The sequence below is a fragment of the Chitinimonas prasina genome, from assembly GCF_030160395.1.
Lineage (GTDB): Bacteria > Pseudomonadota > Gammaproteobacteria > Burkholderiales > Chitinimonadaceae > Chitinimonas > Chitinimonas prasina.
In genome coordinates this window covers 147,714-173,773 of the sequence record NZ_BSOG01000004.1, presented here as the reverse complement: position 1 = coordinate 173,773, position 26,060 = coordinate 147,714, and the positions used below count along the sequence as shown (strand labels likewise).

Genomic DNA, 26,060 nt, shown 5'->3' with positions numbered 1-26,060 from the left:
GCGCACTACACGGTAAAATGCCCTTGATATGAACTCGCCCAGCTGACTCCCATGACTGCCGTGACCCCCGTACTGCTGCTAATCCTTGATGGTTTTGGCCATCGCCTAGAGGGTGAAGACAACGCGATTCTGCATGCCAGCAAGCCCAACTGGGACAAGCTGGTGGCCCAGCACCCGTACACTACCATCAATGCGTCAGAGCAATATGTCGGTTTGCCTGCAGGCCAGTTCGGCAATTCCGAAGTGGGCCATCTCAACATAGGTGCTGGTCGAGTGTTGCAACAAGACATCAGCCGGGTGGATTGTGACGTAGCCGACGGCGCACTGGGAAAAAATCCGGTGCTGGCCCAAGCCATCTCGACTGCCAGTGCATCGGGCAAGACCCTGCATGTGATGGGGCTGGTGTCGGACGGTGGCGTGCATAGCCACGAGAGCCATATTCATGCGCTGATCAAGGATGCCCACCAGGCTGGGGTGCAGCGGATTGCCGTGCATGCCTTCCTGGACGGTCGCGATACGCCACCGCGTAGCGCCGAGCGCTATCTGGGCCGCTTGCAGGCGGTATGCGACGCCTGCGCAGGGGCTGAGATTGTCTCGGTGGTTGGGCGCTACTATGTGATGGACCGTGACAAGCGCTGGGAGCGCGTGGAGCCGGCCTATCGCCTGATCGTGGATGGCGAGGCGGAGCATGTGGCCGCTACGGCGCTGGCAGCCCTGCAGGCAGGCTATGCCCGCGAAGAAAACGATGAATTCATCCTGGCGACTGCGGTACGCCGTGATGGCAAGGTCAGCCGAATGGAAGACGGCGACGTAGTTGTGTTCATGAACTTCCGCGCCGACCGCGCCCGCGAAATCACGGTGGCCATCAACGAGGACAGTTTTGATGGTTTTGCCCGCCCGCGCCGCCCGCAATTGGCCAGCTATGTGACGCTGACCAGCTATGCCGAGGCCTATCCCTACCCGGTGGCCTATACCAAGCCCAAGGTGCAGAACAGCTTTGGTGAATATATTGCCAGCCTGGGCCTGAAGCAGTTGCGCATTGCCGAGACCGAGAAGTACCCGCATGTGACGTATTTCTTCTCGGGCGGCGAAGAGAAGGAGTTCGCCGGGGAGGATAGGGTGCTGGTGCCCTCGCCCAAGGTGGCGACCTATGACCTGCAACCGGAAATGAGTGCGGTGGATGTGACTGACCGCATCGTGGCGGCCATAGAAAGCAAGCAGTACGCCGCCATCATCTGCAACTATGCCAATGGCGACATGGTGGGGCATACCGGTAATTTTGCCGCTGCGGTTCGGGCGGTTGAGGCGCTGGACGGCTGTGTTGCCCGCTGTGTGGCGGCCATGCAGGCCGCCGGCGGTGAAGTGCTGATCACGGCCGACCATGGCAATTGCGAAATGATGTGGGACAAAGGATCGGGCCAGCCACATACCCAGCACACCACCGACCTGGTGCCTTTTCTCTATATCGGTCGCCCGGCAACGCTGGCACCCGGTAACGAAGGTGCATTGAAGGATATTGCCCCCTCGCTGCTGGCGATGATGGGCCTGCCTCAACCGGCTGAGATGACCGGCCATTCGCTGATCCGATTCGCGTGATACGCCGCCTTGTGACCCTATGGCTGGCTGCCGGCCTGACGGCGGGCGTGGCTTGGGCAGCCCAGCCGGAAGAGGACCTGCAGCAACTGCGCGAGAAGATAGACAGCCTCAAGCAGGAGCTGCAGGCCAACGAAGCGACGCGCCACGAGGCAGCTGATGCACTGAAGGAGTCGGAACAAGCCATCAGCGAGGCCAACCGGTCGGTCGCCTTGCTCAATCGGCAGCAGCAGCTGTCGCAGGCCGAGCTCTCACGCGTCAATCGCGACATCAACCAGGTGAACGATAGCCTGCTGGCCAACCGTAGCCGGCTTGCCGCGCTGATACGGGCGCGCCAGCGTAATGGCGAGCACGAGGCGCTGCGCCTGCTGTTGAACAAGCAGGACCCGAACCGCCTGACCCGCGATCTGCGCTATTACCGCTATATTGCCCAGGCGCAGCATCGCCTTTCCGGCGAGTTGCAAGCCCAGTTGGACAGGTTGAATGGCCTGGCCGAACTGATACGGCAGAAGCAGCAGGAGCTGGAAAAGATTGCCGCAGACCGCAAGGCAGCACGCGACAGGCTGCGTGCGGAACAGGCGAGCAAACAGGAGGTCCTATCGAAGATCGCCAGCGAAATAGGTACCCAGCGCAAGGAAATCGGCAAGCTGCAGCGAGATGAAAAACGCCTGACCAACCTGGTGGAAAGACTGGGCCGGATGATACGTGAACGCGAGCAGAAGGAAGCCCGCGAGCGTGAGCGCAAGGAGAAGGCCCGTAAGCTGGCAGAAGCCAAGGAAGCTGCCAGGCTGTCCCGTGCGGCCAAGACTGGCAAGAAGCCGGTGGAACCAGTGACGGCCAAGGCGGAGGGTGAGCCTGCGACCAAGCCGGAGATCGAAGCCAAGCCCGATGCCGTAGTGAAGCAGAACGATGCCTTGCCTGACAGTAGCGCCAATGGCCGGCGCTTTGCCGAGTTGAAGGGGCAACTGCGCCTGCCTGCGCGTGGTGAGGTGGTGGGTAAGTTCGGCTCGGCGCGTAGCGAAGGCACCTTGTGGAAAGGGGTGTTCATCCGTTCGCAATCCGGTCAGGGGGTGAAGGCGATAGCCGGCGGTCAGGTGGTATTTGCCGACTGGCTGCGCGGCTTTGGCAATACCCTGATCGTGGATCATGGTGGCGGGTATATGAGTGTCTATTCGGCTGCCGATGCGCTGATGAAGCAGATTGGTGACCGGGTCAGGGCTGGCGATGACATCGCGACTAGCGGGAATAGCGGTGGCAGCGAGCAATCGGGCATATACTTCGAGATAAGATATCTTGGCAAGGCCCTTGACCCATTGGTGTGGGCGAAATAGCCGGTAAAGGAAATTGGCAATGCAAGCGAATATGCAAAAAATCAGCTGGCTGGTAGCCGGTACGGGCCTGGGAATACTGTTGACGGCGGGTGCCACGGCACTGGCCGAGAAGCAAGCCCTGTCGCCCCTGCCGATCAACGAATTGCGTGCCTTTACCGATGTCTATGCCCGCATCAAGCAGGATTACGTCGAGCCGGTGGACGACAAGAAGCTCATCAACGAGGCTATCAATGGCATGTTGACGGGGCTGGATCCGCATTCGGCCTATCTGGATCCGGAGGCGTTCAAGGATCTGCGCGTCAACACCAGCGGTGAGTTTGGCGGCCTGGGCCTGGAAGTGAATCTGGAGGACGGTCTGGTCAGGGTGATCTCGCCGATCGAGGATACCCCTGCCTTCATGGCGGGCATCAAGGCGGGCGACTACATCATGAAGATCGATGAAGCGCCGGTGCGCGGCTTGTCGCTCAGCGATGCCGTGGCCAAAATGCGGGGCAAGCCCAATACTCCGGTGGTCCTCACCGTGCTGCGCAAGGGAGAGACCAAGCCGCTGGTATTCACCCTCAAGCGGGCTGTCATCAAGGTGCAGAGCGTGAAATCCCGCATGCTGGAAGCGGGCTATGGCTATGTGCGACTGGCCCAGTTCCAGGATCGCTCCACCGAGGATGTTGCACGCGCGCTGGAAGGCCTCTACAAGGAAAACAAGGGTTCGCTCAAGGGTGTGATCCTGGATCTGCGCAATGACCCGGGTGGCGTGCTGACCGGCGCCATAGGCGTGTCTTCCTTGTTCCTGCCCGATAATGTGCTGGTGGTCTCCACCACGGGCCGGGCGCCGGGTTCGAGCGAGAAATTCAACTCGTCCAGCGAGTTCTTCCCTCGCGATGGCAAGCCGCTGCCCAAGGATATCAAGACCGTACCGCTGGTTGTGCTGGTGAATGCCGGTTCAGCCTCGGCCTCGGAGATCGTGGCCGGTGCCCTGCAGGATCACAAGCGTGCTGTGGTGGTCGGTACCCAGACCTTCGGCAAGGGGTCGGTACAGACCATCATCAATGTCGGCAAGGACTCAGCCATCAAATTGACGACAGCCCGTTACTTCACGCCGAATGGTCGCTCTATCCAGGCTAAGGGCATCGTGCCGGATATCGAGGTTGAAGAGGCTACGCTCAATGGTGTGACTGGCGATGCCTTCCGTGTGCGTGAGGCTGATCTTGACCACCACCTGAGCAATCCGCAGGGCGGCGACGAGACCAAGACTGCACCGGCCAAGCAAGGGCAGCCTGAAGCCAAGCTGGCACCCCAGCCAGCAGCGCCCGCCAAGGCTAAGCCCGAGGCGCTGGATAAGGATGGTAAGCCGGTGAAGGATGAAGAGCCGCTGCGCCCGGGCGAAATTTCGCTGAAGAAGGACTATCAACTGCAGCAGGCGCTCAACGTACTGAAAGTGCAGCAGATCGTCAGCCGCACGACGCCGGTGAGCGAGGGTGGCGTGGCTGTGGCTACCACTACCAAGTAAAGCGTGATGGCGAGCGCCAGGCCTGCCCTGGCGCTTGCAAAGTCTGTCACCCCTCGTAGCTTGAGTTAATGACAGGTGCTCGGCAAGCATGAAAAAACAGGCGGGCATGGTTTCCATGTCCGCCTGTTTTTTTGTGCGCAGCGCTCGGCTGCTGACCTTGCTGCCGAGCAGCGGGCAAGGTCAGCCGGTGCTTAGAACGTGTGCATCAGACCCACGGCCAGGCCACGTTGATCGGCCACTGCGGCACCAGCAATGCTCTTGTCGGCGCTGAGGGCGGAGTACTCGACCAGGGCATAGGTACGCTTGCTCAGGCCGTGCTTGTAGCCAATAGCGTAGCGGGTGAAGTCGCTGTCGGCAGCGCTCTTGCCATTGACATCGGCTTCGGCAGCGAACTGCGCACCGGCGCGCAGGGTGCCAGCACCTATCTTGTAGGTCACCGTGGTAGTGACGGTATCGCGGTCATAGTCGACCCCAGCAGTGCGCCATTCACCAGCCTGGTAGGCCAGGCCCAGGCCCAGATCACCCAGAGTGTAGATGCCGCCGATTTGCCAGGCCGACTTCTTGTTGCCGCTCACGCCAGCCAGATTGCGCTGCTGACCGTAGGACAGGCCGGCCTTGATGGGGCCGTTGCTGTAGCTGGCCAAGCCCGAGAAACCATCGGACGAGCCGGTGGTGCTGGTCTTGTTTTCGCCGAAGCTGTACATACCGGACAGGTTGAAGCCGCTCAGGTTCGGGGAGTCATAGCGGATGGCGTTGCTGAAACGCGAATCCTGGATGCTGTCGACCGAGTAGGAGGCAGTCGCTGCGGCACCGATGGCACCGTCAAAGATGTCGAACCAGTCCACCATATTGGTGTAGGGCGTCTTGCCGCGACCGAGGCCTACCTTGCCGAAATCGCCTTGCAGGCCAACCCAGCCTTCGCGGCTAGCGAAGTTGGTGGTAGCTGCGTCATCAGGACGCAGGCCTTGTTCGATCTGCCAGAAAGCCTTGAGCCCGTCGCCCAGGTTTTCGTCGCCCTTGAAGCCCAGACGCGACGAGGTGTAGAGGTTGTCTACCTTGGTCTTGGTGACAGGGCCTTCGTCGTGGAACACCACGCCGACGTTCATCTGGCCATATACCGTGACCGTACCTTCGGCAAAAGCCGGAGCGGCCAGTGCACCCATTACCAGCGTGGCAAGCAGAGCCTTGCGCATAGTTCTCTCCATTGTTCGATATCGTAGGGAGCCTGTCCGGGACTCAGGCCAGGAAAAGTTTGCTCGCCTGGAGCGCGTGCTCGCAATCGGGATTACCCGGATATCAGGGAAATCGCGCCTATTTGCTGCTTTTTCTGCAACACATGGCCAGCCTCTACCCAGCAAGGTATGGTGTTTCTGCGGGGGATGTGCATGGGGCGTGGGCAATAAAAAAGCGGATGCTGCCGCATCCGCTTCAAATGCCTGCCTTGGTCAGAGATCAGAAGTTGTGGCGGATACCCACGCTGAAGATGCGTGGATCAGCGCCAGCACCGATCGGTGCGCCACCTGAGGTGCCGTTGGCAAAGCCGGCGGAAGCCTTGGTTTCGTTCTTGATCTGGGTGAACAGGCCGTACACGGCAGTGCGCTTGGATAGGGAGTAATCCACTTCCAGGCCATACATGTCGACGCCATCCTGGGTGTTGCTGCCGATATCGTTCTCGCTGGCGGTGGCCCAGGCACCCTTCAGGGTAACGGCGCCTATCTTGTGGCTGACTGCCAGGGCGAAGGTATCCACTTCCTTGACCGTTTCGTTTTCCAGCTGGCTGTATGCCGCGCCAAAGGTGGTGTCGCCCAGCTTGAAGCCGCCAACCAGCTTCAGGCCTTGGCGATCCTTGCCTGCCGCTACCTGGTCGGCCTGGTTCTCATAACCCAGACCGACGTTGAAGGTACCGTTGTCGAATTCACCAGAGACGGAGAAGCGGCGCTTGTTGGTGGAGCCGGTCTTGGCTTCATCAGGGGCAAACGAGGCGCGCAGGGTGATATCGCTGAACTTGGGCGAGGTGTAGTGCAGGATGTTGTCCTGGCGGGTATGCAGGCTGACACCTGAGGCCTTGCCGTTGGTGACGACTTCGGTCTGCTCGGCATTGCCCCACATGATCTCCACGTTCTTGTTCAGTTGCTTGAACGGGGTGTCATGACGGCCAATCAGCAGGGTACCGAAGTCACCCTTCAAGCCGACATAGCTATTGCGGTCGGCAAAGGACGTCTGGGCGGCGTTGTCGGGATTGACCTTGGTTTCGATCTGGAACACAGCCTTCAGGCCACCGCCCAGGTCTTCTTCGCCCTTGAAGCCGATACGCGAGGCATAGCCTTCAACGCGCTGGGTAGTGACGCCCTTGAGTGCAGCAGTGTCGCCGTTGTCGAAGAACTCGTAGCCCATTTCCAGGCGGCCATACAGGGTGACATTGCTGTCAGCGGCAAAGGCGGGGGCTGCGAGTGCGCCGAGGACGGCGATGGCGAGCAGTTGCTTTTTCATTGGATAGGCTCCAGTTGTATGAATCGGGAAGCGCCGTGAGGACGCTGCCTGCCTGCATGCCTGGACAAAACAGGGGAGGAGCGGTCGCTGCTGGCGGTGGGCCGGGCGCTCGGCGCCTGGGCAACGGCGCGATTTATACGGGAGCCAAGTGACACCCAAATTACATAAGCTGCTGCTGTTGCTGCAATGCAGCACCCTAGTGGCGGTTATGAACGCCAGTCAGTGATGGGTCATGGACGACGGAGCAGGCAACAGGGCAATCATGGCCTGATCGTGACAGGCGCTGAGTGCCGCTGGCAAAAACCCGGCAAAGCGGCTTTGGCCAGGCGCGGAAGCGCAGACAGTACGCAGGTACGGAGAGCTTGCACAACCACGGCAGAAGGGTTTTTAGCGGCTCGACAAGCAACAAGGCGCCCAAGGGCGCCTTGTTGCGAGGAGAGGCCAGGTTCAGGCAAACAGGCGGCTCAGTGCCTTGCCGGGAGAAGGCTCGCGCATAAAGGCTTCGCCAACCAGGAAGGCATATACCTCATGTTCCAGCATCAGATTGACGTCGGCTGGTTTGAGTATGCCGGATTCGGTCACGACGATACGATCGCTAGGGATATCGTCCAACAGGTTCAGCGTAGTCTGCAGGCTGACCTCAAAGCTGCGCAGATCCCGGTTGTTGATGCCGATCAGCGGGGTCTTCAGTTGCATTGCACGTTCCAGTTCGGCGCCATCGTGCGATTCCACCAGGACGGCCATGCCCAGTTCCTGTGCCAGGGCTTCCAGTTCCAGCATATGCGCGGTCTCCAGCGCGCCCACGATAAGCAGGATACAGTCGGCACCCATGGCCCTGGCCTCGTAGACCTGGTAGGCGTCCACCACGAAATCCTTGCGTAGCACCGGTAAGCGGCAGGCGGCACGGGCCACCTTGAGGTAATCGGCATGGCCCTGGAAGTACTGCTCGTCGGTCAGTACGGACAAGCAGGCCGCGCCATGCTGGGCATAGTCCTCAGCGATTGCCGCAGGCTGAAAGTCGGCCCGTATCACGCCCTTGGAGGGACTGGCCTTCTTGATCTCGGCGATGACGGCTGCATGGCCGTCAGCGTACTGGCTGCGCAAGGCACCTACGAAATCACGCAATCCGCCCAGCGCTTCCGCTGCTGCGCGGACGGAGGCCAAGGGGGTATGCCGTTGGGCGGCGGCGACTTCTTCAATCTTGGTGGCGAGTATCTGCTTGAGGATGTCGGACATGGATCAGGCTTTGTATTGTTGGGTCAGTTTCACCAGAGCATCGAGCCTGGCGCGGGCGGCACCGTTATCAATGGCGGCAGCGGCAGCGGCAAAACCATCGGCCAGGGTGGCGCTGACGTCGGCAGCATAAAGGGCTGCACCGGCATTCAGCACCACGATATCGCGGCAGGGGCCTGCCTCACCGGCCAGTACAGCTTCGATCCGTGCGCGGGATTCCTGCGGGTTGCCAGCGTGCAGGTCGGCCGCCTGGCAGAAGCTGAAACCATGCTCGCGCGGGTCGAACACGAATTCGTTGATTTCACCCTCCCTGAGTTCGGCCACCAGGGTGGTGTCGCGCAGGCTGATTTCGTCCAGGCCATCGCGGCCGTGCACGATCAGCACATGACGGCTACCCAGCTCCTTCAGCACGCGGCATTGTATGCCGACCAGGTCGGGATGGAATACGCCCATGACCTGATTATCGGCAGCGGCTGGATTGGTGAGTGGGCCAAGTATGTTGAAAATGGTGCGTACACCCAGCTCGCGCCGTATGGGGGCGACGTTCTTCATGGCGCCGTGATGGTTGGGGGCGAACATGAAGCCTACCCCCAGTTCGTCTATGCAATGGCCTACCTGCTCCGGGGTGAGCACCAGATTGACGCCCAAGGCCTCCAGTACATCGGCCGAGCCGCTGCTGCTGGATACGCCGCGATTGCCATGCTTGGCGACACGCGCACCGGCGGCGGCGGCGACGAAGGCTGCGGTGGTGGAGATATTGAAGGTATGGGCCCCATCGCCACCAGTACCGCAGGTATCCACCAGATGGCGCCTGTCCTTTACCGAGACCTTATTCGATAGCTCGCGCATCACCGTGGCAGCGGCGGCTATCTCGGACACGGTCTCTACCTTGACCCGCAGGCCTATCAGTATGGCGGCGGTCTGGGTGGGGGTCATTTCCCCCGTCATGATCTGCCGCATCACGGAGAGCATCTCGTCGTAGAACAATTCGTTACCGTCTATCAGGCGGTTGAGGGCGGCTTGTGGCGTGATCATGGCGTGGGCGCTTGCATCAAACAGGGTGGGTAGGGATTTCAACCTAAAGCGGAGGGGCTAGCAAAGGAAATGGGCTTATTTCCTTATGACTTTCCAGGCTGCTGTGTGGGGAGGCGGTACTGGCGGCAGCTCAGTCGCCATGCCAGCGGGCATCCAGCCAGTCCCGCCACTGGTACCAAGCCATGCCCAGGGTCAGGGCCGCTTGGGTAAAGCCTGGCAGGTGTGTAGGTAGGGCATGTTGGGGTATGCGCTCAAACAGCGCAAGCCGTTCGGGCCGGCCCAGCATGGCTTCGGCCATGACCTTGCCGACGAGACCGCTCAGGGCCAGGCCATGGCCGCTGAAACCCTGGGCGAACAGGGCGCCATCGGGGAGCCTGCCCAGGTGCGGTAGCTTGTGGGGTGTGACATCGACCCGGCCACCCCAGGCGTGCTCGATCCGGGCGTCGGCCAATTGCGGAAACACCTGCAGCATGCGCGCCTGAGTATCGGCAAGGCGGTCTGTGGCTGTGCCGGCAGCGCGACCGCCAAACAAGAGGCGATGGTCGGGGCTGAGGCGGAAGTAATTGAGTACCCGGTTGCAATCGGCAACGGCCGCATTGCTGGGCAATATGGAGCGCACCAGGCCAGCGTCGAGCGGTTCGGTAGCGACGATGAAACTCTCTACCGGCAGAAAATGGCGGGCCAGCTGTGGAGTCAGGGCCGTGGCATTGGTTGCCAGGAACAATTGGCGGCAGTGCAGCTGACCGGCCGGGGTCGCGATGCAATAGCCATCACCGTCACGCTGCCAACCGCTGGCAGGGCTGTGCTCGTAGAGCTTCGCGCCAGCGGCCTCGGCTGCATCAGCCAGGCCCAAGGTGTAGGCCCAGGGGTCCAGATGTGTTTCATTTGGGTCGTACAGGCCACCGACATAGCGGCTGCTGCCGACATGGGCCTGGAGGGCGTTGCAGTCCAGCAGTTGCAGATCGACATAACCGTAGCGCTGCCGTGCCTGTTGCTGCCATTGCGCCAGCTCTGCCAACTGGCCCTCATGCAGGGCTGCGTAGACATAGCCACCGGGGCTGAGATCGCAGGCGATATTGAAGCGGGCGATGTGCTGTTTGAGCAGGGCCAGCGCTTCAAGTGACATGTCCCAGAGTTGCCGGGCGATGGCAGGCCCGACGGCTTGTTCAACAACCGTCATGCTGCCGGCAAAACCCTGCAGTGCCTGGCCACCGTTGCGGCCTGATGCGCCGCTGCCTATGCGATCCGCCTCCAGCAGGGCCACGGAAACGCCTTGTTCTGCCAGGTAAAGCGCGCTGGACAAGCCAGTAAGGCCACCGCCCAGGATGCCCACATCGGCCACGAGCCTGCCGCTGCAGCAGGGGCGTACAGCGGGTGCAGGTTGGCGGCTGGCATACCAGGATGGGCTGGGCGGCGTCACGGCATCAATTGATTGCTGGCGTCGAAGCGCGGCAGGCCGTCATCGCAGTTGGCCCAGGTTACATGGCTGTCATAGAACACATGCGAGGAAGGGTGCTGCACCTCGCCTTGGCGCAGGCTGGCGCGGGCAATATGCATCTCGTCGGCCCAGCGCAGGCCATGGAAAAACAGAGGCGTACCACAATGCTTGCAAAAGCCCCGCTTGGCCGCGTGCGAGGAATCAAACCACTGCAGCGCGGCCTCGCCTTGGCTGAGGCAGAGCGCGGACAGCGGTACACCAAACCAGGTCACAAAGGCGGCGCCATGGGCCTGCCGGCACATGCTGCAGTGACAATGGGCACACCATTTGGCGGGTGCCGTGACGCGATAGCGCACCGCGCCACAGAAACAATGCCCTTCAAGCGGTGTGGCGAGATGGCTGGTGTCAGGCATAGGTCTTGAGGAAGTTATCCAGCATCTGGTGACCGTGTTCGGTAAGGATGGCCTCGGGGTGGAACTGCACCCCTTCTATAGGCAAGGTTTTATGCCTTACCCCCATGATTTCGCCATCTTCCGTCCAGGCGGTGATTTCCAGGCAGTCTGGGCAGCTGTCGCGCTCTATCACTAGCGAATGGTAGCGGGTGGCGATAAAGGGCGAGGGCAGATCCTTGAAGGTACCCACGCTGAGGTGGCTGACCGGTGAGGTCTTGCCGTGCATCAGTTGCTTGGCATGGATGATCTTGCCGCCAAAAGCCTGACCTATGGATTGATGGCCCAGGCAGACGCCCAGGATGGGGATTTGCCCTGCGAAGCGCTGGATGGCAGCGACCGAGATGCCCGCTTCACTGGGAGAGCAGGGGCCGGGGGAGACCACCAGGTACTGGGGCTGCTTTGCGGCAATCTCGTCCAGGCTGATCTCGTCGTTGCGGTAAACCTCTACCGTTTGCCCCAGTTCACCAAAGTACTGGACCAGGTTGTAGGTAAAGCTGTCGTAGTTGTCGATCATCAATAGCATGGTGGCGTTACTACCTGATTAGGCCGCCTGCCATGGGCAGGCCGCATGATCTAGAGAGGCAGCCGGCAGGGTACACCCGGCTGCGCTTGCGTCGGCGTACTGGGGCTCAGCCGTCCAGGCCCTTTTGGGCCATTTCGGCTGCACGCAGCACGGCGCGGGCCTTGTTCTGGGTTTCCTGCCATTCGGACTGTGGCACCGAATCGGCCACAATGCCGGCACCGGCCTGCACATAGAGGGTCTTGTTCTTGATCACGGCGGTACGCAGGGCGATGGCCACATCCATATCGCCATTGAAGCCCAGGTAGCCCACAGCACCCGAATAGATACCGCGCTTGGTGGGTTCCAGCTCGTCGATGATCTGCATGGCGCGTACCTTGGGCGCACCGGAAACGGTGCCAGCCGGGAAGGTGGCGCGCAGTATGTCCAGATTGCTCATGCCCGGCTTGAGGGCGGCCTCTACGCTGGAGACGATGTGCATGACGTGGGAGTAGCGCTCTACCACGCGATCGTCGGTCACCTTGACGGTGCCAGTCTGTGCTACCCGGCCTACGTCATTGCGGCCCAGGTCCATCAGCATCACATGCTCGGCGATTTCCTTGGGGTCGGCCAGCAACTCCGCTTCCAGGGCCAGGTCTTCGTCGCGGCTCTTGCCGCGTGGCCGGGTACCGGCGATGGGGCGTACCGTGACGGTGCCGCCTTCGTGGCGGACCAGGATCTCGGGCGAGGCACCGACGATATGCGTATCGCCCAACTGGTAGTAGAACATATAGGGCGAAGGGTTGAGGCTGCGCAGTGCGCGGTAGAGCGTGATGGGCGGCTGTTCGAAGCGCATGGACATGCGCTGCGACAACACGACCTGCATGATGTCGCCATCAAGAATGTATTGCTTGGCCTTCTCCACTGCTGCCTTAAAGTTGCTTTCGCCGAATTCGGACTTGGCCGTGGTGGGCGGGGTGGCCTCGGTACGGGGCAGGCGAGCCGGATCACGCAGCTGCATGCGTAGTGCATGCAGGCGCGAGTGGGCCTTGGCAAAGGCCTGCGGCTGGCTGGGGTCGGCATAGACCACCAGGTAGAGCTTGCCGCTGAGGTTGTCGAAAATGGCAATCTCTTCGCTCAATAGCAACTGGATATCTGGCGCGCCTATGGGGTCGGGCTTGTCGCACTGAGCCAGCTTCTTCTCAATCAGCCTGATGGTGTCGTAGCCAAAGTAACCGACCAGCCCGCCGGCAAAGCGGGGCAGGTTGGGCAACTGGGGTACTTTGAAGCGCGATTCAAACTCGCCGATAAAGCTTAGCGGATCGCCTTCATGACGCTCGACCACTTCGCCGTTGACGCTGACTTCGGTCTGACGCCCACGTACCGTCAGCACGGTACGTGCGGGCAGGCCGATAAAGCTGTAGCGGCCGAAGCGCTCGCCGCCGACGACCGATTCCAGCAGATAGGAATAGGGTGCATCGGCCAGGCGCAGATAAACGGACAGGGGGGTGTAGAGATCGGCCAGGCCTTCCTGGACGACGGGGATGCGGTTATAGCCTTGACGCGCGAGCGCGTCGAATTCGAGTTCGGTCATGGCGAGCTTTCCTGGCAAAGGGGTGAAGTGAAAAACCGGGAGGACGCGATTAGCGCCATCGCCAGGTCAGCCCGCAGTGCTTGGAATCTCTTGTCATGATGTCTGAAGTCGTTCGTCTGGATAGTGTGGGGCGGAATCGAGGCCTGCAAGTGCAGGCAAGCCATCAATCCGAGCCAGCATTCTTCACGAAATCCACTGCCTCGACAAGGCTGGAGATGATGCCGGCGCACTGTAGTCCACGCACATCCTCGTAGCCATAGTCGAGCAGCAGACAAGGTGCACCGGCATTTTTGGCGGCGTCACGATCAAAATGGGAGTCGCCTACCATCAGTAGTTCGGCCGCTGTGATGCCGAACTGCTGGCATACCGTCTGCAAGGGCAGGGGATGGGGTTTTTTCTCTGGCAGGCTGTCGCCGCCTAATACGATGTCGAAGTAGGGCAGCAGGCCAGTCTGCGCCAGCACAGGCTCGGTGAAGCGCAAAGGCTTGTTGGTGACTACCGCCAGCCGTAATCCCATGGACCTGAAAGCCTCCAAGCCGGCAACGACACCGGGATAGGGGCGGGTTTTGACGGCCAGCAGGCGATCATAGTGGCGGCAGAAAGCGGCGATGCCGGCTGCGTGCTGCTCAGGCTCGGCCTGGCCCTCGCGCGCGTCGGTGAGCGAGCGGTGTACCAGCTGCGCCATGCCGCCGCCAACAAAGCTGGCCAGCCTGTCCTGTTCCAGGGCGGGCAGGTCGAAGTCGCTGCGCATGGCATTGGCCGCGGCGGCAAGGTCGGCAATGGTGTCCAGCAGGGTGCCGTCCAGGTCAAGGGCTATGGCTTTGATGGGCATCAGATAAAGTCGCGGATATTCAGTACGGCGCCATGGCCGATATGGTCGGTATGCAACAGTTGCACGATTGCACGTCCCCGGCTATCCGGGTCGGCCAGTTCGCCATTGGCGTGGTATTGCCTGAATTGCTCCAGCAAGGGGAAATCCCCCTCGGGCGTGGCACGTATGCTGGCTTGCATGCCGGTATCAATGATGCCGGGCGCCAGCGATGCCATGCGCACTGGGTGGGGCAGGCCATCCTGCTCCAGCCCCACGCAGCGGCTATACATATCCAGCCCGGCCTTGCTGGCGCAATAGGCGCTCCAGCCGGTATAGGCATTGCGGCCCGCGCCGGAGCTGATCTGGAGTATGCGCTTGTCGCAGGCACGGTTGCGCAGGTGTCGCAGGAAGGCATTGCTGAACTGTATGGCAGCAGTCAGGTTGACTGTGAGGCAGCGGGCCATCTCGGCATCGCCATAACTGCCTGCCGACCCTATGGGCTCGACCACGCCTGCATTGTTGATCAGGTAGATGCCTTGCCAGTCCATTGCCGACAAGGAGCCCAGTAGTTCCTCGGCGATTTCGCTGACCTGGTCGATATTGGCCAGGTCTACGGCCAAAAAGCGGTAACCGGGCAGGGCGGCGCCCAGCTGTGCCAGCTCGGGCGTCTCCTGCCGAGCCAGCGCGATCAGGTGGTCGCCCTGTGCTGCAATGGCTCGGGCGATGCCCAGGCCCAGGCCGCGTGAGGCGCCGGTAAGGATGTAGCATCGATTGGGGCGGTTGTGCATAGATGGCTCTGTGCTGGTGGGATATCCGCCTGGGTCAGGCCTTGGCCAGTTCTGCGCGCATGGCGTCTATGGTGGCCTTGTAGTCCGGTGTGTTGTAGATGGCCGAGCCAGCCACAAAAGTGTCTGCGCCGGCACGGGCGATCTCGGCGATATTGTCCACCTTTACCCCGCCATCGATCTCCAGCCAGATTTCCCGGCCGGTCTTGGCCGTGTATTCGTCGATGCGGCGACGCGCCTCGCGTAGCTTGTCCAGTGTGCCGGGAATGAACTTCTGGCCGCCAAAGCCTGGGTTGACTGACATCAGCAGTATCATGTCCAGCTTGTCCATAACATGGTCCAGGTAGTGCAGCGGGGTGGCGGGATTGAACACCAGGCCGGCCTTGCAGCCCTGTTCGCGGATCAGGCCCAGGCTGCGATCGATATGCTCGCTGGCCTCGGGGTGGAAGGTGATGATGTTGGCGCCGGCCTTGGCGAAATCGGGGATGATGCGGTCTACCGGCTTGACCATCAGATGCACATCGATCAGTGCGTCGGTACAGGGGCGGATAGCCTCGCAAATCATGGGGCCTATGGTCAGATTCGGCACGTAATGGTTGTCCATCACGTCGAAGTGAATGATGTCGGCACCGGCCGCAATGACGTTCTGCACTTCCTCGCCCAGCTTGGCAAAGTTGGCAGAGAGGATGGAAGGGGCAATGCGGAAGGTGGGCTGGCTCATGGCGGTGCTCTGCGAGGTGGGAAGAGGTATAGATTTTACCGGAAACCGATGAGCGCCTTGTCGTTGACTGCGTTTTCGCGTGTAATCTTCGTCCGTCACTCTCACATTACGCCAAGGCACCATGGGCGAATCCCGCAAGTACGACATCACCGTTACCGTGCAAACCCAGTTTCTCGCCGATCAGTCGGACGAGGAGGCGAATCGCCATGTGTTTGCCTACCACATCAGCATTGTCAACACTGGTACCGTTGCCGCCCAGTTGCTCACGCGGCACTGGGTCATCACCGAGGCCGATGGCAAGGTGCAGGAGGTGCGTGGTCAGGGGGTGGTGGGTGAGCAGCCCAGCCTCCAGCCGGGGCAGGCATATGGCTATACCAGTGGCGTCGCACTGAGTTCACCTGTAGGCACCATGCACGGCAGTTATCAGTTCCGTGCTGAGGATGGTGAATGCTTTGACGCTGTCGTCGATCAGTTTGTGCTGTCGGTTCCCAGGGTCTTGCATTGAACCACGTCGGGCGTAGCCGGCTGATGATGGAAATTACCCCCACGCCATGCTTGTAGGGGGTGCAATCGCTGCACAGTTTGCAATCAATGGTGCAAACATAGGCTGCATTTTAAATGCAGCCAGGGTAATCCCGCGCAGAATACAAAAAGGCAATTCCTTTTGAGGGGAATTGCCTTTTTACAGCAATCAGAATCTTAGGCTAATTGGTCTGTATCAAACCAACCGCCTGAATCAAACGTCTCGCTGAGATATAAATTCTGCCAAGTAGCAGATTATACCATTTGAATGTTGGTGGCTTGCGGGCCTTTTTGACCCATGCCGGCAACGTAGGAGACCTTTTGGCCTTCTGCCAGCGACTTGAAGCCTTCCGAACGAATTTCGGAGAAGTGGGCGAACAAATCCTTGCTGCCATCATCAGGGGTGATAAAACCAAAACCCTTGGCGTCATTGAACCACTTAACGGTACCTGTTTCCATCTTGAATATCCTTTTGTGTAGTGTTGGGCACATGCCCATATGCATGACATTCAAGGAGTCGAGAACGGAACGAGCACGAATGGTACAGCTTTAGACGCACAAAGTAACTAACTGGTTTTCTACTTGAAGATCCTGCATCTCCGTTTTACGCAGTTCTGCTGGTTGAGTCAATGAATAAAAATAAATATTTCTTTGGCGGCGATTGATCGGGCTTTGGATATTGGCCTGCATAAAGGCTTGCAAGGCATATTTATGCTGTTCGGGTTTTTGTATTAAGCGAGCGTTAGGCATCGGATATCGCCAGCTATTGCCTGCACGCAGGCTGGCCCCCGCAGGGGGTCAGGGGGTTGCCAGCGCACCCCGCCAGTACTCTCCCAGGGCGGCCAGCAGCTCGGTGCGGAAGTCTGGTCGTATTGGGGCAAATACCGGTTCATCGAGCAGACGGCAAAGGCTGTCCGGGTAGTCCAGCGATTGCCACAGGCCGCGGGTGAGGGCATAGGCGCGTGTCAGCAGGCTAAGCCCCCGGCCGGCCGGCAGGCCCAGGGCGGCTTCCAGGGCGGCGCCAGCACTGACCAGGCCTTGGGTCAGCTCCAGCTTGAAAGCACGCAGCTGCTCCAGCCCCAGATTCTGCTCCAGCACGCTATAGGCCATGGCATCCAGCCGCATCAGCTCCGGGTGCTCGTCCAGATAGCAGACATAGCGCTGCATGAAGCGCGTCAGCTGTACCTCGGCGCTGCCGCCTTCCGGGCTGAAGCTGTCGTGTACTTCCTGCAGCAGGCCGAGCCATTCGGCCCACAGCAGGCCCATGAAGATTTCTTCCTTGGTGCAGAAGTACAGATAAACCGTGCCCTTGGCGAGGCCGGCGGCTTCGGCAATCCGGGCGACGGAAGGTAGGTTGCGGGTATCTTGCAGGAACAGTCCGCGCGCTGCTGCCAGGATGGCATCGCGTCGGGCCTGTTTGTCCTCGCTATCAAGGGCACGTTGGGTCATGGCCACAATTCTACCCTGTTTGGGGAGCGGCTGAATTGCCGCGCCCCTATCTGCAGGCCGGGCTGCTACTAGTTTTTCATCAGCTGGTAGGCCACGCGGCTTTGCAGGCTGCGGGGGGCGAAGCGGTTGCTGAAGATGGTGAGCTTGTTGCCTACGCCCGGAATCACGCTGGCGGTGCCGTTGAATAGCGCCTTCAGGCCGATATCCACCACCGGGCGCGATTGCATCATCAGCAGCCTCTGGTAAGGCGTGGTCTGCTGGCCCGATACTGCGAGGAAGCTCGTGGCGGTTACGCCGGGGGATAGCACGCTGACCTTGACCTTGCTGGGGGCCAACTCGGTATGCAGGGCCTCGCCAAACAGCAACACATAGGCCTTGCTGGCTGCGTAGGCCGCATAGGTCGGGGTGGCCTGATAGCCGCCGATGCTGGCCACCAGCAGGATATGTCCGCCACCGCGCTTGACCATGTCGGCCGCAAATACATGCGTCAGTTCGGTCAGGCTGACCACATTGAGTTGCAGCATCTCCAGGGTCTTGCCCAAGGGCTGATCAACAAACTGGCCATACACACCAAAACCGGCATTGTTGATCAGCACATCCACGGCCAGTCCGTGGCAGTCCAGTTGGGCCTTGAGTGCAGTGCCGGCACCGGGGGCGGCTAGGTCGGCCGCCTCTACCACCACCTCGATGCCATGCAATGCGCGCAGGCTGGCGGCAAGCTTTTCCATGGGTTCGGTGCGCCTTGCGGTCAATATCAGGTTGGCCCCGCGTTCAGCCAGGGCCGTGGCGAAATCCATGCCGAAGCCGCTTGATGCGCCTGTGACCAACGCCCATTTGCCCTTGATGTTGTCCATGCCTGCTTAATTCCCGTCTGATTGATATGACCATTGGTCATTTTGTGGGTGTATTACAAGTGACCGTCGGTCATTTGTCAAGCGGGTTGCGGTGTGTAGATCGTGTGAGCCTGTGTGTTTAGCGCGCCAACAATGTGCCGAAGATATCCCAGGCCAGTTTGGCGATCAGCACACTGACCAGGCCGATGAAGAGCTTGCGTATCAAGGTGGTGCCGCCACGCATGGCCATGCGCGCACCAATAAAAGCGCCGGCGATATTGGCCACTGCCATGGGAATGGCATAGTGGTACAACACATGGCCTGCAGGAATAAAGAAGACGAGGGCGGCCAGGTTGGTGGCCACATTGACAATCTTGGCGGCGCTGGAGGCGCGGAGGAAGTCAAACCCGAAAAAGCGGATGAACAGGAAGATCAGAAAACTGCCGGTGCCTGGGCCGAACAGGCCATCATAGAACCCGATGGCACCGCCTATGGCCAGCGCAATGATCAGTTCGCGGCGACCAATATGGCTGGGCCGGTGCAGTGCGCCGAAGTCTTTCTTGCGCAATGTATAGCCCAGCATGAACAGCAACAGGGCCAGTACCAGAGGACGCATCCACGCTGGCGGAATATAGCTGACAGCCATGGCGCCGATAAAGGAGAAGGCGAAGGCGGTCAGCGCGGCGGGAATGACCAGCTTCCAGGCGATATCGATCTTGCGGGCGTAGCGCCATGCCGCCATGCCGGTACCAAATACCGAGCTGAACTTGTTGGTGCCAAACAGGGTGGAGGGCGTGTGCTGGGGTAGGGTGGAAAACAGACCCGGCACCTGTATCAGCCCGCCGCCGCCCACCGCGGCATCGATGAGGCCTGCCGAGAAGGCGATGAGGACCAGCGGCAGGAGTTCTATTGCTTGCATTTGGGCGGGGCTGTCACGGTCAGGCCTATCATGCTGCCTGCCGCCCAAGGGGCGTGGCAATGAGGGTTTGCCAGTGCTTGTTGCAATTGCGGGTTCAGTGCAGACGGAAGACCAGGGCTAGCATGCGGCCGATCTCTGCTTCCAGCAGGCTCTCGGGCCACGGTGGTGGCAGGTTCATGCATTCGAACTGCAGGCGGTGGATGACACTGAGCACCAGCGAGGCATCAACTTCCGGTTGGTCGGAACCCACCATGCGAGCCAGTTGCGCGATGCCGGAAACCAGCATGGCGCGATAGGCTACCACTTTGGCGCGTACTGGTGGGTCCAGCCGGTACAGCGAGAGGAAGTTCAACTCTACGGCAAGCCCGACGGAATGCAGCTCTGCCTGCATACGTATGAAGTTGGCCAGCCGCCGGGTGACCTCGAGATGAACCGCCACGCGTGCGTCGCCCGAGCGCAGCAAGATCTCCGGCGGCAAGTCGGACAGATAGAGATTTAGCTGGTTCAGCATCTCCACATTGTCTTTGGCGGCGACCAGGACGAAATGATCGAAGGTCTGCTCGATCAGGTCGTTCATGCCATTGAAGAAATAGGTGGTCAGCGACAGGGGAACGCCAGCCTCGGCGGCGATCGCTCTATGGGTGATGCCATGCAGCCCCCGCTTGGCAATCAACACTAGGGTTGCGTCGAGTATACGGCGGCGCGACTCTTCGCCCCGTCGTTGCAGTTTGCGGCCAGTGGCACTGCTTGTGTGCTCTATGGTGAGGTTGTTCATGGCGATCAATTCTACCGGAATGATACCGGTATGCATTTGCAACAATATTTTCCCGGCAGGTTTTATCTTTGTCCTGCCACAAAAGTGGGGGGCCGGGGGCCACATGCCATGCAATTAGCGCGCTCTCTGGTCATTATTGTACGGATGTACCGTAATTTGATGACCATTGATCGGCAAGCTCGGCAGCAACGGATATACATAGCTGCTGGTGGTCGGCGGGGCAAGCTAGCAGGGTTGCTGGTGACAGGGTGGACGGCTTGTGGTGCTTGCACGGCTTCTGCCAGCCGCAATGCTGGGATATCCCTGTCCAGCGTGGGGAGCCGAGTTTTCGCCGGGCTGATAAGTGCCGCTGGGCGCTTCTTCGGACTTTGTGCTCTCGGGGTATTAGAACGGCCTTGTGGGCAACCGGCAGGTAGGTGCTGGTTGCGCAAACGTTAATAGATACGCGTTGCAAACGGCTGGCGCATCGACTACCAATCCTGCTCCAGTCCCAGCTCGCGACAGGCTTTGTCATAGACGAAAGCAGGTGCGGCGTTCTCCTTCGTCGAGGTTGCTATCCAGGCCCAAGGGACTGAATCTATCTCGCCACGCATGGCCGCCAGTACGATCTTGGCCTCAACTGTGGCACCGCAGAGATACAGCGCGGCACCAAAGTGGTTGAGGCCAGCGCTGCTGAACGGACTGGATACGCGCATCAGCTTGGTTTCCAGTTCACCCGGTTTGGCGCCTACCCATTTGTACAGTGCGGCGACCAACGCTTTGGCGTTCTTATCATTGCGCAGGGTTTTCAAACTTGCGCTGCTTTGGCCTGAGTTCAGCGCTAGCGCATATTCGCTGTAGGCGAAGGCGACTAGGGCGTGCAGCATGCTGCCGGGCGGAGATTTGGCGGAACAGTCTGCGGCATAAGCGAACATTTCATTGTGACTGCCGCCCCATTTTTCCGTCGTCACATAGAAGTACTTCATGTGCAGGGCCCAGTGGGTGGGTTGTCTGCGCAGGCCCTCTTCAAACCAGCTGTCTATTTGCTCCCGGTCTTCGCTCTTGCCTACGCCGACATGTATCAACCAGGCCAGTGCTTCGGCAGCACTGGTGTCGAGTTCGGTTGCTTTTTCCAGGGCAGATTTGGCTGCTTCCAGGTGCTCGATAAAGGGGCGCCAGGCGTTTTGTTCAACATCTTCTGCATAGCTGCTGCCGCGTATCTTCCAGCCTGCTATTACCAGGGAGGCGCCGAGCAGCGTGTGTGCGAGTGCGGAGCGCGGTGCGCTTTTGGTCCAGGCTGCCGCAGCATCGACGGCATCGCCCAGGTTGGCGTAGCCATAGACTGCCCGCTCCCTGGCCTCCCCCGACAGTTTGCCGAACATCAGCTCCGCATCGACAAAATTGCCACGAACCACCTTGTCATGCAGCGCCTTGGCACTGGGGGTGGGCAGGTCTTTAGCCAGCGTGGCGTAGGGCTGTAGACGCAGGATTTTCAACAAAGACATGGCTGAACTCGTGAGCGAGAAGTGAGGGCGTATGGGGCGCGCATCCTACTCGCTACACGTGAAATTTCCAGTATGGGACGGCGTCGGTCCATGAATGCGCGGCATGCGCGCCAATACTTGCCGATGGTTCAGGCTGCCTTGTGCCGGTGCAGCCCGTCATCAGTCGTCCATGGCTTGAGTCCACAACCGGCGTTTACTCGCGTATCCAGGTCTGGGTGCGGCCCAGCAGCGAGAAACCCATATAGCCACGCACCTTGAGCTTCTGGCCGCCATCGGCCAAGGCCAGCTTGACGCTATAGATATCGCCGTTGTCCGGATCCATGATCTTGCCGCCTGCCCACTCGTCGCCATCTTTCTTGACGCCCCAGATAATCTCCAGCCCTATCAAGGGTTTGTTCTTCTTGTCACCCTTGCAGGCGGTGCAGAGGGTTTCCTTGCTCTCGAACAGCTTGGTGAGCTTGCCCTTGAGCTCGCCATTCTCCTCCCATATCTGGATGATGGCTTCGGGCTTGTTGGTCTTGTCGCTGATGTTCTTCCAGCTGCCTATGGGGCTGTTGGCATCGGCAAAGGCGGGGCTGATGGCCAGGGCCAGCAGGCTGGCAAGCAGGGGGCGGGTCAGGTGCATGGTTGTCTCCGTGGCGGCGCTGCGACCGCACTATGTAATGGGGTTTGGTCGATAGCATGCCATGGTTGCCCGGTGCGGGTTAAGCGGTGGGGCCGGCTGGTGAGGGCAAGTGTTGCGTTCGTGTAGCTAGCGCTTGAATTGCCAGACGTTTACCCGCATTTTCAACCTCACCGCGCTTGCTGCGCTGCGTTATAATGCGCGGCTTTGATTGGGCTTTTCCCTGTATCAGGAAGGAGAGAGAACATGCCGATCTACGATTACCAATGCACTGATTGCGGCCATCGTGCCGAAGTACTGCGCAAGCTGTCCGACCCGGTGTTGACCGATTGCCCCTCGTGCGGCAAGGCCAGCTTTGCCAAGCAACTCTCGGCCGCCGGCTTTCAGCTGAAGGGCTCGGGCTGGTATGCCACCGATTTCAAGGGCGGCAGCAGTGCCAGTGTGCCTGCAAAAACCGAGACGGCAACGGCCGATGCGGGCGCCCACGCCTGCGGTACCGGCGGTTGCGGTAGCTGCGCCTGATTTGATAACCGATACCGAAAGCCACGGATGAAGCGCTACTTTGTTACCGGACTGCTGATCTGGGTGCCGCTAGGCATCACCCTCTGGGTGATCAGTACCCTGGTGGGTGCATTGGACAGCCTCTTGCTGCTCCTGCCCGATGGTAACCGCCCGCGCGACTGGATAGGCGTACACATCCCTGGCCTCGGTGTGGTGCTGGTCATGGCCATTCTGCTGCTGACCGGTTTGCTGACCGCCAATATCCTGGGTCAGCGGATGGTGAAATTCTGGGAGGAAGTCCTCAACCGCATTCCGGTGGTGAAATCCATCTACGGCTCGGTGAAGCAGGTGTCCGATACCGTTCTGTCCGACTCCGGCAACGCCTTCCGCAAAGCCTTGCTGGTGCGTTTTCCGCACGGCGATGCCTGGACGGTGGCCTTTCTGACCGGTACGCCCGCGCCTGAGCTGGCCTGCCAGCTGGACGGGGAGCATGTGTCGGTCTATGTGCCGACCACCCCCAACCCGACTTCGGGTTACTTCATGGTGGTGAAGAAATCGGCCACCATAGAGCTTGATATGAGCGTGGACGAGGCGCTCAAGTATGTGATTTCCATGGGCGTGGTTGCACCCGGCAGCAAAGCCAACGGCGATGCCCCCTGCAAGCAGCTCAGCCCAAATTTGCCAGGCTAGGCAGCTAACCGCCTGACCTGTTTAGTTTTCCGTTATCCAAGAAAATCCGGCCCTACCCGGGCCAATCTGTTACTGGAACTGCCATGCGTACCGACTACTGCGGCTTGATCGACAAGCGCTACCTCTCCCAAACCGTCACCATCAAGGGCTGGGCGCATCGTCGCCGCGACCACGGTGGCGTGATCTTCATCGACTTGCGTGACCGCGAAGGCCTGGTGCAGGTGGTGATTGATCCTGATACCCCGGAAGCCTTTGCCCTGGCCGATACCGTACGGTCGGAGTTCGTGGTGGAAGTGACCGGCATCGTGCGTGAGCGCCCGGCCGGTACGGCCAATGCCAACCTGGTGTCGGGCGAGATCGAGATCCTGGCCAAGCAGATTGTCATCCTCAACGCGGCCAATACCCCGCCGTTCCAGATCGACGAGGAAAACCTCAGCGAGATGACCCGCCTGCAACACCGCGTCATCGACCTACGCCGCCCGGCCATGCAGAAGAACCTGCGCCTGCGCTACAAGGTGGCCCTGCTGGTGCGTAACTTCCTCGACAGCCGTGGTTTCATCGATATCGAAACCCCCATGCTGACCCGCTCTACCCCGGAAGGCGCCCGCGACTACCTGGTGCCGAGCCGTGTACACGACGGCCAGTTCTTTGCCCTGCCGCAAAGCCCGCAGCTGTTCAAGCAGCTGCTGATGGTGGCGGGCTTTGACCGTTACTACCAGATCACCAAGTGCTTCCGTGACGAAGACCTGCGCGCCGACCGCCAGCCTGAATTCACCCAGATCGACGTGGAAACCTCCTTCCTGGGCGAAGAAGAGATCATGGACATCATGGAAGAGATGGCCGTGCATGTGTTCAAGGAAGCCATAGGCGTCGACCTGGGCAAGTTCCCCCGCATGCAGTACGACGACGCCATGTTCTACTATGGCTCGGACAAGCCGGATATGCGGGTGACCTTGAAGTTCACCGAGCTGACCGAAGTCATGAAGGACGTGCCGTTCAAGGTGTTCAGCGGCGCAGCCAATATGGACGGTGGCCGCGTGGTCGGTATGCGCGTGCCGGGTGGTGCTGCCTTCACCCGTTCCGAGATCGACGCCTGGACGCAGTTTGTCGGCATCTACGGTGCCAAGGGCCTGGCCTATATCAAAGTCAATGACGTCACCAAGCTCAACGAAGAGGGCCTGCAGTCGCCTATCGTCAAGAACCTGACGCCTGAAGCGCTGGCCGCCATTGTCGAGCGCACTGGCGCACAGAACGGCGATATCGTGTTCTTCGGCGCGGACAAGGCCAAGGTGGTGAACGAAGCCATCGGCGCCTTGCGTATCAAGATCGGCCATGAAAAGGGCGAGGCCGGTGGCTTCTTCACCCGCGAATGGAAGCCGCTGTGGGTGGTGGACTTCCCCATGTTCGAATACGACGAAGACAGCAAGCGCTGGACGGCCTGCCATCACCCCTTCACCAGCCCCAAGGTCGAGCACATCGAGTTCCTCAAGACCGATCCGGGCAAGTGCAAGGCACGTGCCTACGATATGGTGCTGAACGGTTGGGAGCTGGGTGGTGGTTCGGTGCGTATCCACCGTGCCGACATGCAATCCACGGTATTCGAAGCGCTCAACATCGGCGCAGAAGAAGCCCAGAACAAGTTTGGCTTCCTGCTGGAAAACCTCCAGTACGGTGCGCCACCCCATGGCGGCTTGGCCTTTGGCCTGGATCGCCTGGTGACCTTGATGACCGGTGCCGAATCCATCCGCGACGTGATTGCCTTCCCCAAGACCCAGCGCGCCCAGTGCCTGCTGACCCAGGCGCCCAACAGCGTGGACGAGAAGCAGTTGCGTGAGCTGCACATCAAGCTGCGCAACAACCCGCAAGTGGCTTGATCGCCAGCTGCAGGCCAAAGGACGGGACGCTCAGGCGTCCCGTTTTTGCATCTATCTCGGAGGATTCCTGCATGCAGCCCCTGGTTACGCTCAATCATCTTTATCTCTATCTGGACCAAGCAACCCGCGACGCTATCTTGGCGTCGCCCTTCATGCGTCAGGAGTTTGCCGCGCTGACGGTCAGTACCGCTGCGATGGACAACGGCAGGCAGTGGACAGGTGTCTACCTGACGGGTGAGCAAACCTATATCGAACTGTTTTGCCCTGCTGACCATGGCCAGGAGGCTGTGGGGGATGCCGGCATTGCGCTGGCCACCGAGACAGAGGGCGACATTGAACTGGCAAAGCAGGTATTGGCAAAGGCAGGCCTGGACTACCCGGTAGAACTGCTGCAACGGGAGCTTGAAGGGGTGAAGGTGCCCTGGTTCTGGAATCTGTCCTTGATCGCTGCGGCAGAGAGGGAGCCGGAACCCTTCTGTGCCTGGATCATGGAGGTGGAGCGGGACTATCTGGCGCGTAGTGGCTTGCCAGCGGCTGATGCACCTACGGGTATCAGCCGGCGAGAATACAATGCCCAGCGCTTCGACCCAGGCCGCTACTTGAAGGATGTGACCGAGATCAGGCTAGCCCTGCCTGCGGATCAGGCTGCACTGTTCGGGCAGCAGCTCTGTCTGCTGGGCTATGCCGCCACAGCGGCGGAGCAGGGCATGGCCTATCACGGGCCTGACATGGTGCTAAGTGTGCAAAGGGCCACCGGGCAGAGGCGAGGGGTGATTGCCATCAGGCTGAGCCTGCAGCGGGAAAAGCAGGGCGAAACCGAATACCGGTTTGGTTCGGGGTCGGTATTGCAGTTTGATCGGCCTGACAGCGCCATCTGGCGGTTTACCGGCTGAACCAGGCCA

General features: G+C 60.3%; 27 protein-coding genes. 8 read left to right on the top strand and 19 right to left on the bottom strand.

The annotated features are described in order from the left end of the window. Nucleotides 1-51: 51 nt before the first annotated feature. Genes gpmI through QQK16_RS15900 form a run of 3 tightly spaced genes read left to right on the top strand, consistent with a single transcriptional unit; the run spans nt 52 to nt 4,431 of the window. Nucleotides 52-1,596 (top strand): 2,3-bisphosphoglycerate-independent phosphoglycerate mutase, encoded by a 1,545-nt coding sequence (gene gpmI, locus QQK16_RS15910; RefSeq protein WP_284197461.1) that lies wholly within the window; start codon nt 52-54, stop codon nt 1,594-1,596. Then, nucleotides 1,593-2,924, top strand: a complete 1,332-nt coding sequence (locus QQK16_RS15905) for a murein hydrolase activator EnvC family protein (protein ID WP_284197460.1) — start codon at nt 1,593-1,595, stop codon at nt 2,922-2,924. The genes gpmI and QQK16_RS15905 overlap by 4 nt, the downstream gene beginning before the upstream one ends. A 31-nt stretch (nt 2,925-2,955) precedes the next feature. After that, on the top strand, nt 2,956-4,431 hold the full coding sequence (locus QQK16_RS15900; protein WP_284197459.1) for a S41 family peptidase: 1,476 nt from the start codon (nt 2,956-2,958) through the stop codon (nt 4,429-4,431). A gap of 191 nt (nt 4,432-4,622) precedes the next feature. On the opposite strand, the gene QQK16_RS15895 is transcribed toward QQK16_RS15900, so the two are convergent. The 11 genes from QQK16_RS15895 to rpe all read right to left on the bottom strand — a co-directional run bounded on the left by QQK16_RS15895 (nt 4,623) and on the right by rpe (nt 15,489). Further along, a complete protein-coding gene (locus tag QQK16_RS15895; protein ID WP_284197458.1) occupies nt 4,623-5,624 on the bottom strand; it encodes a porin in 1,002 nt (333 codons plus the stop codon). Nucleotides 5,625-5,883: 259 nt separating this feature from the next. Next, nucleotides 5,884-6,921 carry a porin gene (locus QQK16_RS15890; RefSeq protein WP_284197457.1) on the bottom strand — a complete coding sequence of 346 codons (1,038 nt, stop codon included), beginning with the start codon at nt 6,919-6,921 and terminating at the stop codon, nt 5,884-5,886. Nucleotides 6,922-7,368: 447 nt separating this feature from the next. After that, nucleotides 7,369-8,157: an indole-3-glycerol phosphate synthase TrpC gene (gene trpC, locus QQK16_RS15885; protein ID WP_284197456.1), complete on the bottom strand. Its 789-nt coding sequence runs from the start codon at nt 8,155-8,157 to the stop codon at nt 7,369-7,371. A gap of 3 nt (nt 8,158-8,160) precedes the next feature. Further along, nucleotides 8,161-9,189, bottom strand: coding sequence for an anthranilate phosphoribosyltransferase (trpD, locus tag QQK16_RS15880; RefSeq protein ID WP_284197455.1), 1,029 nt, complete (start codon nt 9,187-9,189; stop codon nt 8,161-8,163). Between the two features lie 130 nt (nt 9,190-9,319). Then, nucleotides 9,320-10,609, bottom strand: coding sequence for an NAD(P)/FAD-dependent oxidoreductase (locus QQK16_RS15875; RefSeq protein ID WP_284197454.1), 1,290 nt, complete (start codon nt 10,607-10,609; stop codon nt 9,320-9,322). Beyond that, entirely contained in the window at nt 10,606-11,040 is a 435-nt protein-coding gene (locus QQK16_RS15870; protein WP_284197453.1) for a GFA family protein, read from the bottom strand. Before QQK16_RS15870 ends, QQK16_RS15875 begins: the two co-directional genes overlap by 4 nt. After that, nucleotides 11,033-11,602: an aminodeoxychorismate/anthranilate synthase component II gene (locus QQK16_RS15865; protein ID WP_284197452.1), complete on the bottom strand. Its 570-nt coding sequence runs from the start codon at nt 11,600-11,602 to the stop codon at nt 11,033-11,035. The genes QQK16_RS15870 and QQK16_RS15865 overlap by 8 nt, the downstream gene beginning before the upstream one ends. A 106-nt stretch (nt 11,603-11,708) precedes the next feature. Then, on the bottom strand, nt 11,709-13,172 hold the full coding sequence (gene trpE / locus QQK16_RS15860) for an anthranilate synthase component I (protein WP_284197451.1): 1,464 nt from the start codon (nt 13,170-13,172) through the stop codon (nt 11,709-11,711). A gap of 163 nt (nt 13,173-13,335) precedes the next feature. Further along, nucleotides 13,336-14,004, bottom strand: coding sequence for a phosphoglycolate phosphatase (locus tag QQK16_RS15855; protein WP_284197450.1), 669 nt, complete (start codon nt 14,002-14,004; stop codon nt 13,336-13,338). Continuing rightward, entirely contained in the window at nt 14,004-14,771 is a 768-nt protein-coding gene (locus QQK16_RS15850; RefSeq protein ID WP_284197449.1) for an SDR family NAD(P)-dependent oxidoreductase, read from the bottom strand. The genes QQK16_RS15855 and QQK16_RS15850 overlap by 1 nt, the downstream gene beginning before the upstream one ends. Nucleotides 14,772-14,805: 34 nt before the next feature. Beyond that, complete coding sequence (gene rpe / locus QQK16_RS15845; protein ID WP_284197448.1) at nt 14,806-15,489, bottom strand: ribulose-phosphate 3-epimerase; 684 nt, start codon at nt 15,487-15,489, stop codon at nt 14,806-14,808. 121 nt (nt 15,490-15,610) lie between these two features. Here rpe and apaG point away from each other — a divergent pair, with 121 nt between their 5' ends. Next, nucleotides 15,611-15,994, top strand: a complete 384-nt coding sequence (apaG, locus tag QQK16_RS15840; RefSeq protein ID WP_284197447.1) for a Co2+/Mg2+ efflux protein ApaG — start codon at nt 15,611-15,613, stop codon at nt 15,992-15,994. 272 nt (nt 15,995-16,266) lie between these two features. On the opposite strand, the gene QQK16_RS15835 is transcribed toward apaG, so the two are convergent. From QQK16_RS15835 to QQK16_RS15800, 8 genes are all read right to left on the bottom strand, one after another. Continuing rightward, on the bottom strand, nt 16,267-16,470 hold the full coding sequence (locus QQK16_RS15835) for a cold-shock protein (protein ID WP_284197446.1): 204 nt from the start codon (nt 16,468-16,470) through the stop codon (nt 16,267-16,269). A 90-nt stretch (nt 16,471-16,560) separates the two neighbouring features. After that, on the bottom strand, nt 16,561-16,761 hold the full coding sequence (locus tag QQK16_RS15830; protein ID WP_284197445.1) for a hypothetical protein: 201 nt from the start codon (nt 16,759-16,761) through the stop codon (nt 16,561-16,563). A gap of 48 nt (nt 16,762-16,809) precedes the next feature. Next, nucleotides 16,810-17,460 (bottom strand): TetR family transcriptional regulator, encoded by a 651-nt coding sequence (locus QQK16_RS15825; protein WP_284197444.1) that lies wholly within the window; start codon nt 17,458-17,460, stop codon nt 16,810-16,812. A 68-nt stretch (nt 17,461-17,528) separates the two neighbouring features. Further along, on the bottom strand, nt 17,529-18,314 hold the full coding sequence (locus tag QQK16_RS15820; protein WP_284197443.1) for an SDR family NAD(P)-dependent oxidoreductase: 786 nt from the start codon (nt 18,312-18,314) through the stop codon (nt 17,529-17,531). A 118-nt stretch (nt 18,315-18,432) separates the two neighbouring features. Further along, nucleotides 18,433-19,212 carry a sulfite exporter TauE/SafE family protein gene (locus tag QQK16_RS15815; RefSeq protein ID WP_284197442.1) on the bottom strand — a complete coding sequence of 260 codons (780 nt, stop codon included), beginning with the start codon at nt 19,210-19,212 and terminating at the stop codon, nt 18,433-18,435. A gap of 94 nt (nt 19,213-19,306) precedes the next feature. After that, nucleotides 19,307-20,023 carry a TetR/AcrR family transcriptional regulator gene (locus tag QQK16_RS15810; RefSeq protein ID WP_284197648.1) on the bottom strand — a complete coding sequence of 239 codons (717 nt, stop codon included), beginning with the start codon at nt 20,021-20,023 and terminating at the stop codon, nt 19,307-19,309. Nucleotides 20,024-20,457: 434 nt separating this feature from the next. After that, entirely contained in the window at nt 20,458-21,471 is a 1,014-nt protein-coding gene (locus QQK16_RS15805) for a hypothetical protein (protein ID WP_284197441.1), read from the bottom strand. Nucleotides 21,472-21,664: 193 nt separating this feature from the next. Beyond that, nucleotides 21,665-22,096 carry a DUF2147 domain-containing protein gene (locus QQK16_RS15800; protein ID WP_284197440.1) on the bottom strand — a complete coding sequence of 144 codons (432 nt, stop codon included), beginning with the start codon at nt 22,094-22,096 and terminating at the stop codon, nt 21,665-21,667. Between the two features lie 243 nt (nt 22,097-22,339). On the opposite strand from QQK16_RS15800, the gene QQK16_RS15795 reads away from it, so the two are divergent. The 4 genes from QQK16_RS15795 (at nt 22,340) to QQK16_RS15780 (ending at nt 26,051) form a co-directional block, all read left to right on the top strand. Beyond that, complete coding sequence (locus QQK16_RS15795) at nt 22,340-22,615, top strand: FmdB family zinc ribbon protein (protein WP_284197439.1); 276 nt, start codon at nt 22,340-22,342, stop codon at nt 22,613-22,615. A gap of 27 nt (nt 22,616-22,642) precedes the next feature. After that, nucleotides 22,643-23,284: a DUF502 domain-containing protein gene (locus QQK16_RS15790; RefSeq protein ID WP_284197438.1), complete on the top strand. Its 642-nt coding sequence runs from the start codon at nt 22,643-22,645 to the stop codon at nt 23,282-23,284. Between the two features lie 83 nt (nt 23,285-23,367). Next, nucleotides 23,368-25,158 carry an aspartate--tRNA ligase gene (gene aspS, locus QQK16_RS15785; RefSeq protein ID WP_284197437.1) on the top strand — a complete coding sequence of 597 codons (1,791 nt, stop codon included), beginning with the start codon at nt 23,368-23,370 and terminating at the stop codon, nt 25,156-25,158. Between the two features lie 71 nt (nt 25,159-25,229). Further along, nucleotides 25,230-26,051 (top strand): DUF5829 family protein, encoded by an 822-nt coding sequence (locus QQK16_RS15780; RefSeq protein ID WP_284197436.1) that lies wholly within the window; start codon nt 25,230-25,232, stop codon nt 26,049-26,051. Nucleotides 26,052-26,060: the final 9 nt, after the last annotated feature.